This window comes from Pseudarthrobacter sp. RHLT1-30-1, assembly GCF_059383415.1.
Genome location: NZ_JBWZCG010000003.1, coordinates 86,426 through 103,341, shown reverse-complemented (window position 1 = coordinate 103,341; position 16,916 = coordinate 86,426). Strand labels below are relative to the sequence as shown.

Genomic DNA, 16,916 nt, shown 5'->3' with positions numbered 1-16,916 from the left:
CAGGTATCCGGCCTTAGACCGGCTGCACCGAAATGGCCACCCGCTCCTCGCCGATCCTGGTGAGGACCAGGGTGGCCGTCTTTTTCCCCCGGCTCTTGCCGCCGGACTTCCCTGCCGTCTTCCCGCCGGGGAGGAGCTCTTTGCGCAGTTCCTCCGGAGTGACCGAGGTGCCGCGCTTCTTGATGTCCAGCACACCGATGCCCTGGTCCTTGACCCAGGCCTTGAGCGCCTTGACGTTGTAGGGCATCACCTCCAGGACCTTGTAGGCCCGAGCGAAAGGGGTGTCCTGAAGTTCCGGGGCGCAGATGTAGGCGATGTGCTCGTCCACGAGGTGCCCGCCCAGCTGAAGGGCGACGTCGGCCACCAGCCCGGCGCGGATGACGGCGCCGTCGGGCTCGTAGAGGTAACCCTCGACCGGGCCCACCGGGGCGACCGGACCGCCGTCGAAGTCCTCGGCGCTGGTCAGTTCCGCCGCGCCCGCGGGGCCGAGCAGGAGGGCCGCGCGGCGGATCCCCGGACGCCGCACCGCGTTGAACCACAACGCCACCTCGGTGACGTCCCCGCCGACCGACACCCACTGGGCTTCGCAGCCTTTGGGCACAGAATCGTGGGGCATGCCGGGGCCCATTTTCACGCCCACCGCCATCCCGGCTCCGGCCAGGGTTTCGGCGAAGGACAGCGGCGGGGAAAAGTCCTCGGGATCCCAGAGCCGCTTGGTGCCCGAGGTGGAGGTGGTCCGTCGCGCCGGGTCGAGCCAGACACCGTCGATCCCGTCGAGCTCAAATGCCGTCGCATCGGAATGGACCACGGTGGCGTTCCGGAACGGAATCAGGTTCATCGTGGCGCAGGCCGCCGTCGTCTCATCCATTTCCACGGCCGTGACCTGGAGGTCCAGCGAGGCGAAGGCCATGGCGTCGGCGCCGAGGCCGCAGCCGAGATCCGCGACGTGCTGCACACCGGCTTCGGCGAAACGCTGCGCGTGCCGGGCCGCAACGGTGAGCCGGGTGGCCTGCTCCAGGCCCGCCTGGGTGAAGATCATCTGCCGGGCGAACTCACCGAACTTGGCCTCGGCCCTGGTCCGCAGCCGCGACTGGGTGAGCACCGCCGAAACAAGCTCGGGGGAGTGACCGGCCTTCCGGAGGGACGCATTGAGCCGGAACGCCTCGTCCTCCCGGTACGGCCCGAGCGACGCCAGCAGCTCCCAGCCCTCCGGGTTGAGAAGCGGGGCGATCTGGTCCTGCGGTGCGTCAGCCATGCAATCAAGCCTAGTTCAGGGCCGGGTTCACGCCGTGCGCCCGATAAGGTTGACGGCATGGATCACAGCGGCACGGCAGACAGCGGCACGGACGGAAGCCAGCGGCAGGACGGCGCTGCAGATCGGCCCGACGCCGCGCCGCAGGACGACCCCGGACAGCAGCCCGGCCCCGCACCGCAGGGCGCCGACGGCGGCGCTCCCGCACGCCAGGGCCTGGTCCGCTACGCCCGGCCGGCGCTCATCGCCGGCGGTGTGATCGCCGTCGTCTGCGTGGCGCTGCTGGTCATCATCTTCCTGCTGGACTCCTTCAACGCCACCGTCTATTCGGTTGGCGGCACGTCCGTCACTGACGCGACCGACGAGGCGAAGGCCATCCGCGAGAACTACGCCGGGGTCCGCGCGGGCGGCGTCATCTTCCTGGTTCTAGGAATGGTCCTGGCCGCAGCGGGAGCCCTGGTGCTGTACCGGCACCGGAACGAGGCCGGCTCCGACGACGAGGACAACGGCGAAGACGTCGACTTCGAGGACCTCGGCGGACGCTAGTCCCGCGCGGCCCAGCGTTCACCGGGAACGTAATTCTGGCACTCGCCTTGACCGAGTGCTAACTCCTTACATAGAGTCGTCATTAGCACTCTCCCTAGGAGGGTGCTAACACCTGAAGCTTTATCAGCCAGGCTGCTGCCGGCACCGCGACGACGGTCTGTATGCCTTGGCCCCACAGCTTTAATGTCCACGAATTTGCTGACGAAAAGGAGAGGTCATTGTCGGTCTCTATTAAGCCTCTTGAGGATCGTATTGTTGTCCGCCCGCTCGAAGCCGAGCAGACCACGGCTTCCGGCCTGGTTATCCCGGACTCCGCGCAGGAAAAGCCGCAGGAAGGCGAAGTTGTTGCAGTCGGCCCCGGCCGCTTTGAAGATGGCAGCCGCGTTCCTGTTGACGTAGCCGTTGGCGACGTCGTTATCTACTCCAAGTACGGCGGAACTGAAGTCAAGACCGGCGGCACCGAGTACCTCGTGCTCTCCGCCCGCGACGTCCTGGCGATCGTCGTAAAGTAACTCTCTTGGACCCCGCGCCGCCGATCCTTCTTTGACGGGTCAGTTGCGCGGGGTTCTGTCTTTGAAAGGACAAAACCATGGCAAAGCAGCTTGCGTTTAATGACGCTGCCCGCCGGTCGCTTGAAGCCGGCATCGATAAGCTCGCCAACACGGTCAAGGTCACGCTCGGCCCGCGCGGCCGCAACGTCGTGCTGGACAAGAAGTGGGGCGCCCCCACGATCACCAACGATGGTGTCACCATCGCCCGTGAAGTCGAACTGGACGACCCGTTCGAGAACCTTGGCGCGCAGCTTGCCAAGGAGGTCGCCACCAAGACCAACGACGTGGCCGGTGACGGCACCACCACGGCCACCGTGCTGGCACAGGCTCTGGTCAAGGAAGGCCTCCGCAACGTGGCGGCCGGCGCTGCCCCGGGCCAGATCAAGCGCGGCATCGAGGTCTCGGTTGAGGCCATCGCCGCCCGCCTGCTCGAAAACGCCCGCCCGGTCGAAGGCGACCAGGTCGCCAACGTCGCTGCGATCTCCGCGCAGAGCGACGAGATCGGCGAGCTCCTCGCCGAGGCATTCGGCAAGGTCGGCAAGGATGGTGTGATCACCATCGAGGAATCCTCCACCACGCAGACCGAGCTGGTCCTCACCGAGGGCATGCAGTTCGACAAGGGCTACCTGTCCCCGTACTTCGTCACCGACGCGGAACGCCAGGAAGCAGTCCTCGAAGACGCCCTGATCCTGATCAACCAGGGCAAGATCTCGTCCGTCCAGGACTTCCTGCCGCTGCTGGAAAAGGCGCTGCAGAGCTCCAAGCCGCTCTTCATCATCGCTGAAGACGTCGACGGCGAGGCACTGTCCACGCTGATCGTCAACCGCATCCGCGGCACCCTGAACGTCGTCGCCGTCAAGGCCCCGGGCTTCGGAGACCGCCGCAAGGCCATGCTGCAGGACATCGCCACCCTCACGGGTGCACAGGTTGTCTCGCCGGAACTGGGCCTCAGCCTGGACACGGTCGGCCTCGAGGTGCTGGGCACCGCCCGGCGCATCACGGTCACCAAGGACAACACCACCATCGTTGACGGTGCCGGTTCGGCAGAAGACGTCGCAGCCCGGGTTTCCCAGCTGCGCGCCGAGCTGACCCGCACCGACTCCGACTGGGACAAGGAAAAGCTGCAGGAACGCCTGGCCAAGCTGGCCGGCGGCATCGGCGTGATCAAGGTCGGCGCAGCCACCGAGGTCGAGCTGAAGGAAAAGAAGCACCGCATCGAGGACGCTGTGTCCTCGACCCGCGCTGCCCTTGAAGAAGGCATCGTCGCCGGTGGCGGCGCCGCCCTCATCCACGCCCTCAAGGCGCTGGACGAGGACCCCGCCGTTCAGGCCCTCGAAGGTGACGCGGCTGCTGCCGTCGGCATCGTCCGCCGGGCACTGACCCAGCCGCTGCGCTGGATCGCCCAGAACGCCGGCTTCGACGGCTACGTCGTCGTCGCGAAGGTGGCCGAATCCGCCAACAACCAGGGCTTCAACGCCAAGACCGGCGAATATGAAGACCTGATCGCTGCAGGCGTCATCGACCCCGTGAAGGTGACGCGTGCGGCCCTCCGCAACGCGGCGTCCATCGCGGCCTTGGTCCTCACCACGGAAACCCTCGTGGTCGAGAAGCCGGCCAACGACGACGAGCACGCAGGCCACAGCCACTAGGCTGCAGCTTTAGCGCAGGGGAGCCTGTGCACAGGAAACCGGTCCAGCCTCCGCTGGGCCGGTTTTTTGTGCTCAGGATGCCCCCGGTGGCCCGCTCTGCTTTCTGGCTGAGCGCACAGTCCGGCGTCGGCGGGCGTGGCAGACTGGTGCCATGCTGCTGGACGAGCTCGTAACAACCAGTGCTGCCGTCGCTTCGACCCGCTCCCGGCTCGCGAAGGTTGCTGCGCTGGCCGACCTGCTGCGGCGGCTGGAGCCCGCGGACATCGCACCGGCTGTCGGCCTGCTCATCGCCAAGCCGCGACAGGGCCGGGTAGGGGTCGGCTGGCGCGGCATCACAGCGGCCATGGGGGATCCGGCCGCCGAGCCGAGCCTTACTGTCGCCGACCTCGACGCCGCGCTGGAGCGGTTGCTCGTCACGGGCGGCGCGGGATCGGCTGCGGAGCGCGCCGCCACACTCCGGTTGCTTACGGCCGCGGCCACCGAGCGCGAACAGACCTTCATCGCCGGCGTGCTGCTGGGTGAACTGCGCACCGGTGCGCTTGAGGGGGTGCTGACTGATGCCGTTGCCCGCGCTGCGGACCGGGCCGTCGACGCCGTCCGCCGCGCGGCGATGCTCGCCGGCGATCTCGGCGAGACCGCCCTGCTGGCCATCACCGGCACGGCGGCCCAGCTTGACGCCGTCGGCCTTGTCGTCGGCCGTCCCGTGCACCCCATGCTCGCCGCAACCGCGGCGAGTCCCAGCGCGGCGCTTGCGGTCACGGGTGAGGCTTCCGTGGAATACAAGCTCGACGGTGCGCGGATCCAGGTGCATCGCGTGGGCGACGAGGTGCGCATCTTCACCCGCACCCTGGCCGAGGTGACCCATCGGCTGCCTGAGGTGGTGGAGGTGGTACGCGGAATGCCGGTGCGCGATGTGATCCTCGACGGCGAGACCCTCGCCCTGGGCGAGGACGGCGGCCCGCGGCCATTCCAGGAGACCATGGCGCGGTTCGGGGCGGACGCGGCGCGCGCCACGGTGCTGCATCCGTGGTTCTTCGACGTGCTGCACATCGACGGGCGCGACCTGCTGGACGAGCCGTTGTCAACGCGCCTTGAGGTGCTCGGACGCATCGCACCGGGGCACCGGATTCCCGGCGAGATCACGGCGGATCCGGCGGTCGCTGAGCGGGTATCGCGCGATGCGCTGGCCTCGGGCCATGAGGGCGTCGTTGTGAAGGCGGTCGGATCGGACTACGCGGCCGGCCGGCGTGGTTCGAACTGGATCAAGGTGAAGCCGGTGCTCACCTACGACCTGGTGGTTCTCGCCTGCGAGTGGGGGTCCGGGCGGCGTACCGGGCTGCTGTCGAACCTGCACCTCGGAGCCCTCGACCCGACCGGGGAGTTCGGCGAACCCGGCGGCTACGTGATGGTGGGCAAGACCTTCAAAGGCCTCACCGACGCCCTCCTCCGCTGGCAGACCGGGAGGTTCCAGGAACTCGAGGTGCGGCGCACGGCGGGCACCGTCTGGGTGGAGCCGGTCACCGTGGTCGAGATCGCGATTGACGGGGTGCAGGTCTCCCCGCGCTACCCGGGCGGAATCGCGCTGCGATTCGCACGTGTCAAGCGTTACCGCGACGACAAGACGGCGGCGGAGGCAGACACCATTCAGACCCTGCGCGGGCTGCTGCGCTCGTAGCCCCGGTCAGCCGCGCGTTCGCCGCAGCTGCCCCCCGAGCCGACGGGCAGTCTCTTCGGGCAACCGCCTGGTGACCAGCCGGTAGAAGATCAGCACGGCAACCGCGGCAGCCACGATTCCGACCAGGTTCAGTCCCAGCTGCAGGGCCGAGCCGGCCGCCTTCTGGTACTCGCCCAGGACCAGCGCCACCGCTACGAACCCGGCAGCCGGGACCGTCGTCACCGAGATGAAGACACCGATCAGCGCGGCGGACCGCCGGCTGATCACCGACAGCATCCCCGCGGTTCCGGCCAGCACGGCCACGATCAGCGAATAGGGTCCCGGGTGATAAATGAACTCGACCGCGGATCCGCCGTCGAGCACGTCAGCGGGAAAAAGTCCCAGCGGCACGGACAGCCACGCCGTGAACGCTGCCGCCAGCATGGCCACCGGGAAACCGATGCAGAGCGCCAGGGCCGCGCGGCGTCCGAGCTGCCACTGCCGCCGCACCAGCGATACGGCCAGGGCCGCGAGCGGGCCGAATTCCGGTCCCACGGCCATGGCCCCGACAATGGCGATGGTCGAATCGGTGACAATCCCGATGGCCGCCAGCTGGGTCGCGAGAATCAGGAAGGCCAGATAGCTCCACGTAAGCCGCGAGTCCTCGCCTGTCTGCCGGGACACCTCTTCCCAGATCACGGCGTCCGCTCCCTCGCCGGGGGCCTCGGCGGTGGCCTTGTCCGCCCGGTCCGAGAGCACCAACTCCGGCATCGAGACCGAGATCGACCCCTGCTGCTGGACATTCAGGGCCTGGAGTTTCTCCACCAGGCCCTCCACTGACTCCCGCGCCAGCAGGACGTCGATGATGTCCCCTGGCGGAAGGACCGCAGCACCAGGCTGGCGGGAAATTTCAGCGACGCCTACCTCGCCGCGGCAGCACTCCACCACGGCGGCGGACAATTCGTCCGGGACACAAATGCGCAGTTGTGCGATCACGAGCAGGCCTCCTCTTGCTCGTTACAGGGTAACGTCCGGGACGCTCAGCCCACGTCGCGGAGGTGCCGACGGGTCCATGCCAGCAGCCACTGCTCCAGGTCCCCGGCGTTTCGATCCGGGGCGCCGACCTCCACAAGCGGTTCCGGCGCGGCGACGGTATCGGCGTCGTCGCAGTCCGCGCGGAACGGGGTGATGACACCGCCCGCGTCAGGGGCGAACACGTCCTCGCGCAGCGGGTTCATGCCCCGTGTGCGGCACGCCCGGCCCGCAGGCGTGGTCGCCCACCGGTACCTGGGGTGCTGCATGCGGCGTACTCTACGTCACCGGGCTGGTGCCGTTGCTCACATTGGTGCCCCGGAATATGGGGATCGCCGCCAAGGTTCTACTATTTATTCAACACTTCTGCACAGGCCATGCCCGTAATGACGGGCTGGTCATCTGCTGCAACCCCTACCCGTGACACCCATAAACCAAGGTAAGAGGCGCACTCATGACCCAGCCCGAACACGATCCCTTCGGCTTCATCGGACTGACGTACGACGACGTCCTGCTGCTGCCCGGGCACACGAATGTCATCCCCTCCGAGGCCGACACGTCCTCCCGGATCTCCAAGCGCATCACGGTCCAGACGCCGCTGCTCTCCGCCGCGATGGACACGGTCACCGAGTCGCGGATGGCGATCGCCATGGCCCGCCAGGGCGGCCTCGGCGTCGTGCACCGCAACCTCTCCATCGCCGACCAGGCGGACCAGGTGGACCGGGTCAAGCGCAGCGAATCCGGCATGATCACCAACCCGCTGACCATCGGCCCGGAAGCCACACTGGCCGAGCTGGCCGAAATCTGCTCACACTACCGGGTCTCCGGCCTGCCCGTCGTGGACGAGGGCATGCGGCTGCTCGGCATTGTCACGAACCGCGACACGCGCTTCGTGCCGGAATCGGATTTCCCAATCCGGCTGGTCAGCGACGTCATGACCAAAATGCCGCTGGTCACGGGGCACGTGGGCATCAGCCGTGACGAAGCGGCGCACAAGCTGGCGACCAACAAGATCGAAAAGCTCCCGCTCGTCGACGACCAGGGCCGGCTCAAGGGCCTCATCACGACCAAGGACTTCACCAAGGCCGAGCAGTACCCGCTGGCCACCAAGGACGATGAGGGCCGGCTGCGTGTCGGCGCGGCCATCGGGTTCTTCGGTGACGGCTGGGAGCGCGCCATGACCCTGGTCGACGCCGGCGTCGACGCCCTCTTCGTGGACACCGCCAACGGCCACTCGCAGGGTGTCCTGGACATGATCCGCCGGCTGAAGTCGGATCCGGCGGCGGCGCACGTGGACATCATCGGCGGCCAGGCCGCCACCCGGGAAGGCGCCCAGGCGCTGATCGACGCCGGTGCCGACGGCATCAAGGTCGGCGTGGGTCCCGGGTCGATCTGCACCACCCGTGTGGTCGCCGGCGTCGGCGTCCCGCAGATCACCGCCATCTACGAGTCCGCCAAGGCCGCCATTCCGGCCGGCGTCCCGCTGATCGCCGACGGCGGGCTGCAGTACTCGGGCGACATCGGCAAGGCCCTGGTTGCCGGCGCGGACACCGTGATGCTCGGCTCCCTGCTCGCCGGCTGCGACGAGTCACCGGGTGACCTGATCTTCGTCAACGGCAAGCAGTTCAAGCTCTACCGCGGCATGGGCTCCCTCGGGGCCATGCAGACCCGCGGCCAGAACACGTCCTACTCCAAGGACCGCTACTTCCAGGCTGATGTCTCCGGCGATGACAAGCTCATTCCGGAGGGTATCGAGGGCCGGGTGGCCTACCGCGGCCCGCTCGCCTCGGTCGCGTACCAGCTGGTCGGCGGCCTCCGCCAGACCATGTTCTACACCGGCGCGCCGACCGTGCCGGAACTGAAGGCCCGCGGAAAGTTCGTCCGGATCACAGCGGCCGGGCTGAAGGAATCCCACCCGCATGACATCCAGATGACGGTGGAGGCACCGAACTACGGCACGCGCTAACTGCTGACGGCTGAACGCTACAGCGTCAGCAGTGCACACAGGCCACGGGGAACCCTCCCCGTGGCCTGTGTGCGTCCGGGCCCTCCAGACCCCCGGCGCCCTGCCCGGCTAGACCTATCGGGGCGTTGATGCTGCGTGGCGTGGTGCTGTGGCGGTGGTGAGCACATTCTCGCCCCTCACCGCGGCCGGGGAAAGAACCGCCCGGCCCCGGTGCGCCGGAAATCGCTGCGGTTTCGGACCTTTGCGCACCGGATCCCCGTCGCGCCGGTCTGAATGCGTAGCGGAATCGGCACACCGTCCGCCGCACGCACCGGCGGCCGGGGCTAATAGTCAGTCCGGGTCTCAGCCTGTGCCAGGTGGTGAAGGGCTGCAGCACGGGCCTCCCCGCCTGCGTCCGGGCCCTCGAGACCCCGGATCCCTCCCCGGCTGCGTCCGGGCCCTCCAGACCCCCGGCGGAAGTTCCGCAAACTAGGCTGGAGTCATGTCCGAACTCCTGCCCGCACGTGCGCCGAAGCGCAAACTGGCGTGGCGGCCGTACGCCCGCGCCGTGGCCCAGGTGCTGCGGGTGAGCTTCCGGGCCTCGCCCGCCGCCGTCGTAATGAAAGTGGCGGGCTCGCTGATCTCCGCGGTGCTGCCGCTGGTCACCACCTTCTTCGCGGCCCTGACCACCACGGCTCTCGCGGCCGCCTATGCCGGGAATGCCGCTGCCGGGCAGCAGGCGGTGGTCTACGTCATCATCACGGCCGCGCTGGGGCTGTTCTGGGGGGCCTTCAGCAGCGTGGACCGTTACATCCAGCAGCTGATGAGCTTCAAGGTCGGCGCGATCGTCGGCGACCAGATGTACGAACGGTTCCTGGCCCTGGAATTCTGGCGCTACGACGACAAGGAAACGGTCGACCTTTACGACCGGGCCAAGCGCTTCTCCGATTCCTACGCCCGGGTCCTGGACCGGATCGCCGCTATTTTCACCCAGCTGGTCTCGGTGATCCTCGCGGTCGGCGCGCTGCTGCTGGTCAGCTGGTGGATCGCAGTGATCGTCCTCGTGGCGATCGTGCCCAGCGTCTACCTGCAGTTCAAGCTCTCCCGCGAGCAGATCGCGCACTGGAACACCCAGATTGATTCACGCCGGCAGCGGCGGATGATCGAAACCAACCTGCTGCGGCCCCAGCACATCGCCGAGATGCGCCTCTATGGGATCGTCGGCTACCTGATGGACCTGCGGTCGCGGCTGCGCGACGCGGATGAACGAAGACGGCTCGATTTCCAGAAGCGGTACATCCCCAAACAGCTCGCCGCGGACGCCCTGCAGTACGGCGCGGAGGTCGTGTCGCTGATCTGGGTGGTCGGACAGATCATCGCCCGGGCGCAGCCGGTGGGTCAGTTCCTCTACGTCCAGCAGATCGTCAGCCGGGCGCTGTCCACCGCCAACAGCCTCGTCTCCTCGCTCAGCTCGATCGACGAGGACCTCGCGAACCTCAAGGACTACGAGCTGTTTATGGCCATGCCGGTGCACTCCGAGCACGCCCCTCCGCTGCTGCAGGCGCCGACCACCGTGGAGCTGCGGGACATCCGATTCACCTACACGGGCAGCGAACTGGAGGTCATCAAGGGCATTTCGATGACCATCCGCGAGGGCCAGCACATTGCGATCGTGGGCGAGAACGGCGCCGGCAAGTCCACCCTCATCCGGATCCTTGCCGGGCTCTACCGCCCGGACTCCGGTCAGGTGATGCTCGACGGCGTCGATCTCGCCGCCGTCGACGTGAAGTCCTGGCACCGCCATCTGGCGGTGCTCAGCCAGGAGTTCCTGAAGTACGAGTTCGCCACCGCGGCGGAGAACATCTTCTTCGGCGACGTCGATGCACCGCGCGACGACGCCCGGATCCGCCGGGCCGCGGCCGACGCCGAGGCCCTGGAGTTCATCAGCAAGCTGCCCAACGGCCTGGACAACCACGTCAGCAACTGGATGGAGGATCCACGCGGGCGGAAGGGGAGCGGGCTGTCCGGCGGGCAGTGGCAGCGGCTGGCTATGGCCCGGAACTTTTACCGGGACGCCGCGTTCATGGTCATGGACGAGCCGACGTCGGCCATTGACGCCCTCGCGGAGCACCGGATCTTCACCCGGCTTTTCGCCGACCGCAGCAGCACGATCATCGCCATCAGCCACAGGCTGGCCACGATCGAGAAGGCGGACATTGTCTACATGCTCGAGGACGGCCGGATCGTGGAGCAGGGCACCCACAAGGAACTCGTGGCCCTGCGCGGCCGCTACTTCCGGATGTTCGAATCCCAGCTTGCCGTGGACGAGGCCGAAGGGGTCTGACGGGGGAACGCCGGCCCGGGTTTAGCTTCGTTCCCGCCACCGGGCATAGAGACTGGCGCTGTTCATCATGAGCCGCCGGGTGTGGGCCAGCCCAGCGGACAGGCCCAGCGGCCAGACCACCAGCATGCCCAGCAGCGGCAGGGATTCCGGTGAGCCGCCCTGGGGTGTGAAGAGCACCAGCGCGGCAACGCCCAGCGAGCTGGCGATCAGGACGCTCCGGATCATGACCGGAGTGGTCCGGATTCCCTGTTCCACCCGCGGGATATCCGATGCGGGCCTGGGTGGTTTGCGGCCGAACCGCGGCCCGGCCGTGAGGGCCCAGCCCAGGGCTGCGAGGACCGTTCCCAGGATTGCCAGGACAATCCCGGTTTCCGGGCTCTGGCCCAGCGCCAGGGCGAGCCCGGCATAAACGGCCCGGAGACGGCCAGCACCGCGGGGTACCACCAGGCGGAGAAGACCCAGGACCGGCGCTGGGCGAAGCCGAACGCCGTAGCGTCGGGAACCACCCCGGTGGCCGGGCTGGTCATGCCCGTACGGGCACCGGTGCCGGTTCCATGGAAATGTGGCTCCACCTTTTCCCCCAAGTTGATTCTCCGTGCAGGATGCCGAAGGACTCGATCCAACCTAGATCATCCCCGTCAGTTTCGCGATGGGGACCCGTCCCCATCGGCTGGCGCCTGAACCACTGTGGTCCGGACCCGCGCCAGGCTTGGCTGCGGGGGAACGCTGCTGAAGCCAAAGGTGACGGCGGGCCGGATCGCGGACAGTTCGCCGGCGTCCCCGCCGTTCCAGCCCACGTTTGCCCCGTCGATGTTGTGCAGGTCAGTCACGCCGTAATACTCCTGCCGCCCGCCCTTTGCGGCGCCCGCGGTGCGGGCTCCGGGGCTGAGCCGGGCCGCGAGCGGGCTGATGGCCCGCAGCCACTGTGGATGCACCGCCACCGGCCGGGGGACCAGCCGTACCATACTGCCCAGACGGGTCCTGGCGCCGACGGCGGCCCGGATCCGGAGCGGGCCGGCGTCCACCCTGAGCTCGCGGGCACCGTAAGACGCCGCGACGTCCAGCACCCGGGTCTCGTCAAAGTTGTAGACCGCAGCAATGAATTCGCCGATTTCGGCGGTCGGGGCGAGCAGGATCCTGTGGCCGGAGGGCAGTTCCACCATGGCGTCAGCGAAGGATCCGAAGGGGGACTGCTGCCAGAGGCCCACCACAGCGCGCAAACCGGATTCCGTTCCGATGCCTGCAATATGACCGTCGAAGACCCAGCGTTTACCCATGCCGCCAGCGTACCGGCCGGGGAGAAAGTGCTGCGCACCAGCATCCGGGCCTTGCCTGCAGCCCTCTACAGGGGGCCGTAACCCGCGTTGCCGTGGGGGTCGCGCCACATGGCCAGATCGCTTTCCACCACTGTGCGGAGCCCCGGGTCCGTCTGGATCCTGCGCCGGAAGGACTGCCGGGCCCGTCCCAGGACTACGGACGGGATGAGGATAAAGGCCGCCAGCAGAGCGACAAGGAGTACATACGCGCCGCTCACCGCGACCAGCGTCGCGGTTCCCCGCGGGGCGATCCCGGGGAAAGCCGTGGCCAGAATACCGCCCGGAATGATGGCCAGCACGGACACCATCATGACCCCGCCGCGCGCCGACCCCGGGCCACGGGCGATGAGGAGCCTCCTGGTGTTCGGCAGTGTGCCACGTACCCGCTTCCAGGAGACCAGGCCCAGCACCGTCAACGCAACGCCCAGCAAGCCGAGGATCAAGGTCCAGGCGGGGTTGCCTGACATGGCCGAGACGAAGCCACCGGCCAGGAGCAGGAGGGGCCCGGATCCGATGGCGCTGCTCCAGGCTGCAGCGAGGGTGCCCTGGGCATCAGCCAACTGCAGCAAACGGGAGGCTGCGTTGGGTGGACTGACCCGTGCAAGTTCCGAAGAAGTCCAGTAGTCAAGAGGATGCGCGGGCTGGCCTGCGGGGAGGGGAGTTGGAACGCTCATGTCGGACTACAACCCCGGCCCGCTGTGAAGGCTTTGTTCCAGGGCCCGGAAGCGCGCCGCGTCGGCGCCCTTCCATGCAGAGCCAGAGAGGCCAGGGGCCATGGGTGGTTCTCCTGGGACTAGGGCAAGGGCGCTCGGCGAGGCCCGGTTTCCTCAGGTTATGGGATTCTGTGGGCGGCTGCCATGGGCACCGCTGCCCATGGACGCTCCCCCCGCTGCAGTCCCGGGCACATTCCGGCTCCACGGTCCTGCCGGGTCCGTGGCCGGTGCCGCGGCTGGGATAACCTAGAGCAGTGACTTACGAGATTGAGATTGGCCGTGGCAAGCGTGGGCGTCGTGCCTACTCCCTGGATGACATTGCGATCGTCCCCAACCGACGTACCCGTGACCCCAAGGACGTGTCGGTCGCCTGGCAGATCGACGCCTACCAGTTCGACATGCCGGTCATCGCAGCGCCGATGGATTCGGCCATGTCGCCGGAAACCGTGATCGCCCTGGGCCGCCTCGGCGGACTCGGCGTCCTCGACCTCGAAGGCCTCTGGACCCGCTATGAGGACCCGCAGGCCGTCCTGGACCAGATCGGCGCCCTCCAGGACGAGACCAACAGCCCCGCCGTCACCCGGCGCATGCAGGAGCTCTACCAGGCCCCGATCCAGCCGGAGCTGATCACCACCCGGCTCGCGGAAATCCGCGCCGCGGGCGTCACGGTTGCCGGCTCCCTCACCCCGCAGCGGACCCAGGAGCACTACAAGACCGTTGTGGCCGCCGGCGTCGACATCTTCGTGATCCGCGGCACCACCGTCTCGGCCGAGCATGTCTCCAAGGACCACGAGCCGCTGAACCTTAAGCAGTTCATCTACGAACTCGACGTCCCGGTGATCGTCGGCGGCGCAGCCGGCTACACCCCGGCCCTGCACCTCATGCGCACCGGCGCCGCCGGTGTGCTGGTCGGCTTCGGCGGCGGCGCCACGAGCACCACCCGCCGCGCCCTCGGCATCCACTCGCCCATGGCCTCCGCCATCTCCGACGTCGCCGCGGCCCGCCGCGACTACATGGATGAGTCCGGCGGACGGTACGTCCATGTGATCGCCGACGGCGGCATGGGATCCTCCGGCGACATCGTCAAGGCCATCGCCATGGGCGCCGACGCCGTCATGCTCGGCAGTGCCCTGGCCCGCGCCACCGAGGCCCCGGGCAAGGGCTGGCACTGGGGCCAGGAAGCCCACCACCTTGAACTTCCCCGCGGTGACAGGGTCAACGTCGGCACCGTCGGAACCCTCGAGGAGGTCCTCTTCGGGCCGGGCCACCACACCAACGGAACGTCCAACCTGATCGGCGCACTGCGCCGTTCCATGGCGACCACCGGGTACTCGGACCTGAAGGAATTCCAGCGCGTCGACGTCGTCGTCTCGCCGTACGCCGGGAACTGACGACCCCTGCCCATCCGGGGCACTTGGAAGTAGTGTGGTGCACTACGAGCTGTGATCCGGATGGAGGCGTGACATGAACAGATTTCCCGGCGGTTCTCCCAAGGCCGGCGGTGCCCTGGGGCCCGCGGAACGTGAAGCGTCAATTGCGGTACTCAGGGGCACCACGGAACCGGGCCAGGAACTGGACATCCTCATTGTCGGCGGAGGAATCGTCGGCACCGGAACCGCCCTGGACGCAGTCACGCGCGGCCTGAGCGTCGGGATCGTCGAGGCCAATGACTGGGCCGCAGGCACCTCCTCCCGCTCCTCGAAGCTCATCCACGGCGGCCTGCGCTATCTGGAGATGCTCGACTTTGCCCTGGTCAAGGAGGCGCTCCACGAACGCGGGCTGATCCTGTCGTCGCTCGCCCCGCATCTCGCCCGGCCGGTTCCCTTCCTGTATCCGCTCACGAAGCCCTTCTTCGAACGGCCCTACGTCGGCGCCGGCATCGCCCTGTACGACGCCATGTCCATCTCCACCGGACAGCGCCGGGGGGTGCCGTTCCATAAGCACCTGAGCCGCCGGGGGACGCTTCGGGCCGCGCCCAGCCTCAAGGACGACGCCTTCGTCGGTTCCATCCGGTACTACGACGGCCAGGTCGACGACGCCAAGTACACCGCCAACCTGATCCGCACCGCTGCCCACTACGGGGCCCACGCGGTGAACCAGATGTCCGTCGTCGACTTCCTGCGGGAGGGCGAACGAGTGGTGGGCGCCAAAGTGGTCAACCATGAGGATGGTTCCACGTTCAAGATCAGAGCCAAGCAGGTCATCAACGCCACCGGGGTCTGGACCGACGAAACCCAGGCGATGGTCACCGACCGCGGCCAGCTGAAGGTCCGCGCCTCCAAGGGCATCCACCTCGTGGTCCCGCGGGACCGGTTCCAGTCGACTGTGGGGCTGATCCTGCGGACCGAGAAGTCCGTCCTGTTCGTGATCCCCTGGGGCCGGCACTGGATCATCGGCACCACCGACACCGACTGGCATCTCGATAAAGCCCACCCGGCCGCGTCGAGCAAGGATATCGACTACCTGCTTGAGCACGTGAACAAGGTCCTGAAGCGCCCGCTTACCCGTGAGGACGTCGAAGGCGTCTACGCCGGGCTGCGCCCGTTGCTGGCCGGAGAAAACGACTCGACCGCCAAACTGTCCCGCGAACACATCGTGGCCCACCCGGTCCCCGGACTCGTTGTGGTGGCAGGCGGCAAATGGACCACGTACCGGGTGATGGCCAAGGACGCCGTCGACGAGGCGACCCGGAGCATGGATGAACGCGTCCCGCCCAGCTGCACGGAGTCCATTCCGCTGCTGGGCGCCAGCGGATTCAAGGCCGCGTGGAACAGGCGGAACCGGATGGCCGAGGAGACCGGTGTCCACGTGGCGCGGATTGAGCATCTGCTCAACCGCTACGGAGCCATGGCCCCGGAGGTGCTGGCTCTCATCACCGGGAACCCGGAACTGGGCGAACCGCTGCCCGGCGCGGACGACTACCTTGCCGCCGAAGCGGTCTACGCCGCCACCCATGAGGGCGCCCGCCATGTCCAGGACGTGCTGACCCGCCGGACCCGGATTTCCATCGAGGCCTGGGACCGCGGTGTGTCCGCCGCGCCGGTAGTCGCTAAACTGATGGGAGATGTTCTCGGCTGGAGCGATGCGCAGCGCGAGGGCGAAATCAAGCACTACCTGGCCCGGGTCGACGCAGAACGGCTCAGCCAGGAGCAGCCGGACGACGAATCCGCTGATGCTGCACGATTGGGCGTCGAGGACATCGTTCCGCTGCGTTGACGGAAGCGTCCGCCGGCAGCCTCAACCCGAGCCTGCCGGCGCACTGACGCCACTTCGAAGGGATGACTCTTGGCGGAACCATTGGACCGGTATGACGCCGAGCTCACCACCCCCGAAATGGTGATCCTTGAGATGGACGCCGCCGACAAGGTCGACGCTGCCACCCAGTTGGCGGAACGGATGCACGCCGCCGGGCGCATTTCGGATCTTGAAGGATTCCTCAAGCACGTCAACGCCCGCGAACACCAGCTGGCCACCGGCCTGCCGGGTGGCATCGGACTGCCCCATGCCCGCAGCGAGTTCGTCTCCCGCACCTCGATCGCCGTCGGCGTCACGAAATACGGCAGGGCGCTGGACTTCGGCGCCGCCGACGGGCCCGCGACGGTGGTCCTCCTGATCGCGACCCCGGCCAGTTCCTTCTCCGAGCACCTCGAAGTGCTGGCGACCCTGGCCCGCTCCCTGTCCAAGGAATCGTTCCGCGAATCGCTCCGGCGTGCCTACGACGCCGAAGTGATCGCGGAACTCATCAACTCCAGCCTGGTCTTCTTCGACCACTGAGGACTGGGGCAGGCCCTTTCGTGTCGGATCCATTACCCGCAGAGACCCGGTGTCCCACTCGGAACCCCGGTGCCCCGCTCGGACCCGCAGTCCCGCCCGGGTCCTGGAAGCCGTTTCGTTGTTCTACATGCCGACGAAGT

Annotated in this window: 15 protein-coding genes; 9 read left to right on the top strand and 6 right to left on the bottom strand. The window is 67.8% G+C overall.

Annotated elements, in window-relative coordinates; all coding sequences use genetic code 11:
- Positions 1 to 13: 13 nt before the first annotated feature.
- Positions 14 to 1,255, bottom strand: a complete 1,242-nt coding sequence (locus AC50YM_RS04060; RefSeq protein WP_494955717.1) for a THUMP-like domain-containing protein — start codon at positions 1,253 to 1,255, stop codon at positions 14 to 16.
- Between the two features lie 57 nt (positions 1,256 to 1,312).
- Here AC50YM_RS04060 and AC50YM_RS04055 point away from each other — a divergent pair, with 57 nt between their 5' ends.
- From AC50YM_RS04055 to AC50YM_RS04040, 4 genes are all read left to right on the top strand, one after another.
- On the top strand, positions 1,313 to 1,798 hold the full coding sequence (locus AC50YM_RS04055) for a hypothetical protein (protein WP_494955716.1): 486 nt from the start codon (positions 1,313 to 1,315) through the stop codon (positions 1,796 to 1,798).
- Between the two features lie 218 nt (positions 1,799 to 2,016).
- Complete coding sequence (gene groES / locus AC50YM_RS04050; RefSeq protein WP_377992281.1) at positions 2,017 to 2,310, top strand: co-chaperone GroES; 294 nt, start codon at positions 2,017 to 2,019, stop codon at positions 2,308 to 2,310.
- Between the two features lie 77 nt (positions 2,311 to 2,387).
- Positions 2,388 to 3,998: a chaperonin GroEL gene (groL, locus tag AC50YM_RS04045; RefSeq protein ID WP_494955715.1), complete on the top strand. Its 1,611-nt coding sequence runs from the start codon at positions 2,388 to 2,390 to the stop codon at positions 3,996 to 3,998.
- A 151-nt stretch (positions 3,999 to 4,149) separates the two neighbouring features.
- Positions 4,150 to 5,673, top strand: coding sequence for an ATP-dependent DNA ligase (locus AC50YM_RS04040; protein WP_494955714.1), 1,524 nt, complete (start codon positions 4,150 to 4,152; stop codon positions 5,671 to 5,673).
- Between the two features lie 6 nt (positions 5,674 to 5,679).
- On the opposite strand, the gene AC50YM_RS04035 is transcribed toward AC50YM_RS04040, so the two are convergent.
- Both AC50YM_RS04035 and AC50YM_RS04030 read right to left on the bottom strand, forming a co-directional pair.
- Entirely contained in the window at positions 5,680 to 6,648 is a 969-nt protein-coding gene (locus AC50YM_RS04035) for a DUF389 domain-containing protein (protein ID WP_494955713.1), read from the bottom strand.
- A 44-nt stretch (positions 6,649 to 6,692) separates the two neighbouring features.
- Positions 6,693 to 6,953, bottom strand: coding sequence for a hypothetical protein (locus AC50YM_RS04030; RefSeq protein ID WP_494955712.1), 261 nt, complete (start codon positions 6,951 to 6,953; stop codon positions 6,693 to 6,695).
- 185 nt (positions 6,954 to 7,138) lie between these two features.
- Between AC50YM_RS04030 and guaB the strand changes: the two genes are divergently transcribed.
- A complete protein-coding gene (gene guaB / locus AC50YM_RS04025; RefSeq protein ID WP_494955711.1) occupies positions 7,139 to 8,650 on the top strand; it encodes an IMP dehydrogenase in 1,512 nt (503 codons plus the stop codon).
- Between the two features lie 481 nt (positions 8,651 to 9,131).
- Positions 9,132 to 10,973, top strand: coding sequence for an ABC transporter ATP-binding protein (locus AC50YM_RS04020; protein WP_494955710.1), 1,842 nt, complete (start codon positions 9,132 to 9,134; stop codon positions 10,971 to 10,973).
- Positions 10,974 to 10,994: 21 nt separating this feature from the next.
- On the opposite strand, the gene AC50YM_RS04015 is transcribed toward AC50YM_RS04020, so the two are convergent.
- The 3 genes from AC50YM_RS04015 to AC50YM_RS04005 all read right to left on the bottom strand — a co-directional run bounded on the left by AC50YM_RS04015 (position 10,995) and on the right by AC50YM_RS04005 (position 12,858).
- On the bottom strand, positions 10,995 to 11,417 hold the full coding sequence (locus AC50YM_RS04015) for a hypothetical protein (RefSeq protein WP_494955709.1): 423 nt from the start codon (positions 11,415 to 11,417) through the stop codon (positions 10,995 to 10,997).
- A 194-nt stretch (positions 11,418 to 11,611) separates the two neighbouring features.
- Complete coding sequence (locus AC50YM_RS04010; RefSeq protein WP_494955708.1) at positions 11,612 to 12,250, bottom strand: hypothetical protein; 639 nt, start codon at positions 12,248 to 12,250, stop codon at positions 11,612 to 11,614.
- A 65-nt stretch (positions 12,251 to 12,315) separates the two neighbouring features.
- Positions 12,316 to 12,858, bottom strand: a complete 543-nt coding sequence (locus AC50YM_RS04005; protein ID WP_494955707.1) for a hypothetical protein — start codon at positions 12,856 to 12,858, stop codon at positions 12,316 to 12,318.
- A gap of 398 nt (positions 12,859 to 13,256) precedes the next feature.
- Here AC50YM_RS04005 and AC50YM_RS04000 point away from each other — a divergent pair, with 398 nt between their 5' ends.
- The 3 genes from AC50YM_RS04000 to AC50YM_RS03990 all read left to right on the top strand — a co-directional run bounded on the left by AC50YM_RS04000 (position 13,257) and on the right by AC50YM_RS03990 (position 16,776).
- Positions 13,257 to 14,393, top strand: a complete 1,137-nt coding sequence (locus AC50YM_RS04000; RefSeq protein ID WP_494955706.1) for a GuaB3 family IMP dehydrogenase-related protein — start codon at positions 13,257 to 13,259, stop codon at positions 14,391 to 14,393.
- Between the two features lie 73 nt (positions 14,394 to 14,466).
- Entirely contained in the window at positions 14,467 to 16,218 is a 1,752-nt protein-coding gene (locus tag AC50YM_RS03995; RefSeq protein ID WP_494955705.1) for a glycerol-3-phosphate dehydrogenase/oxidase, read from the top strand.
- Between the two features lie 69 nt (positions 16,219 to 16,287).
- On the top strand, positions 16,288 to 16,776 hold the full coding sequence (locus AC50YM_RS03990) for a PTS sugar transporter subunit IIA (protein ID WP_494893106.1): 489 nt from the start codon (positions 16,288 to 16,290) through the stop codon (positions 16,774 to 16,776).
- Positions 16,777 to 16,916: the final 140 nt, after the last annotated feature.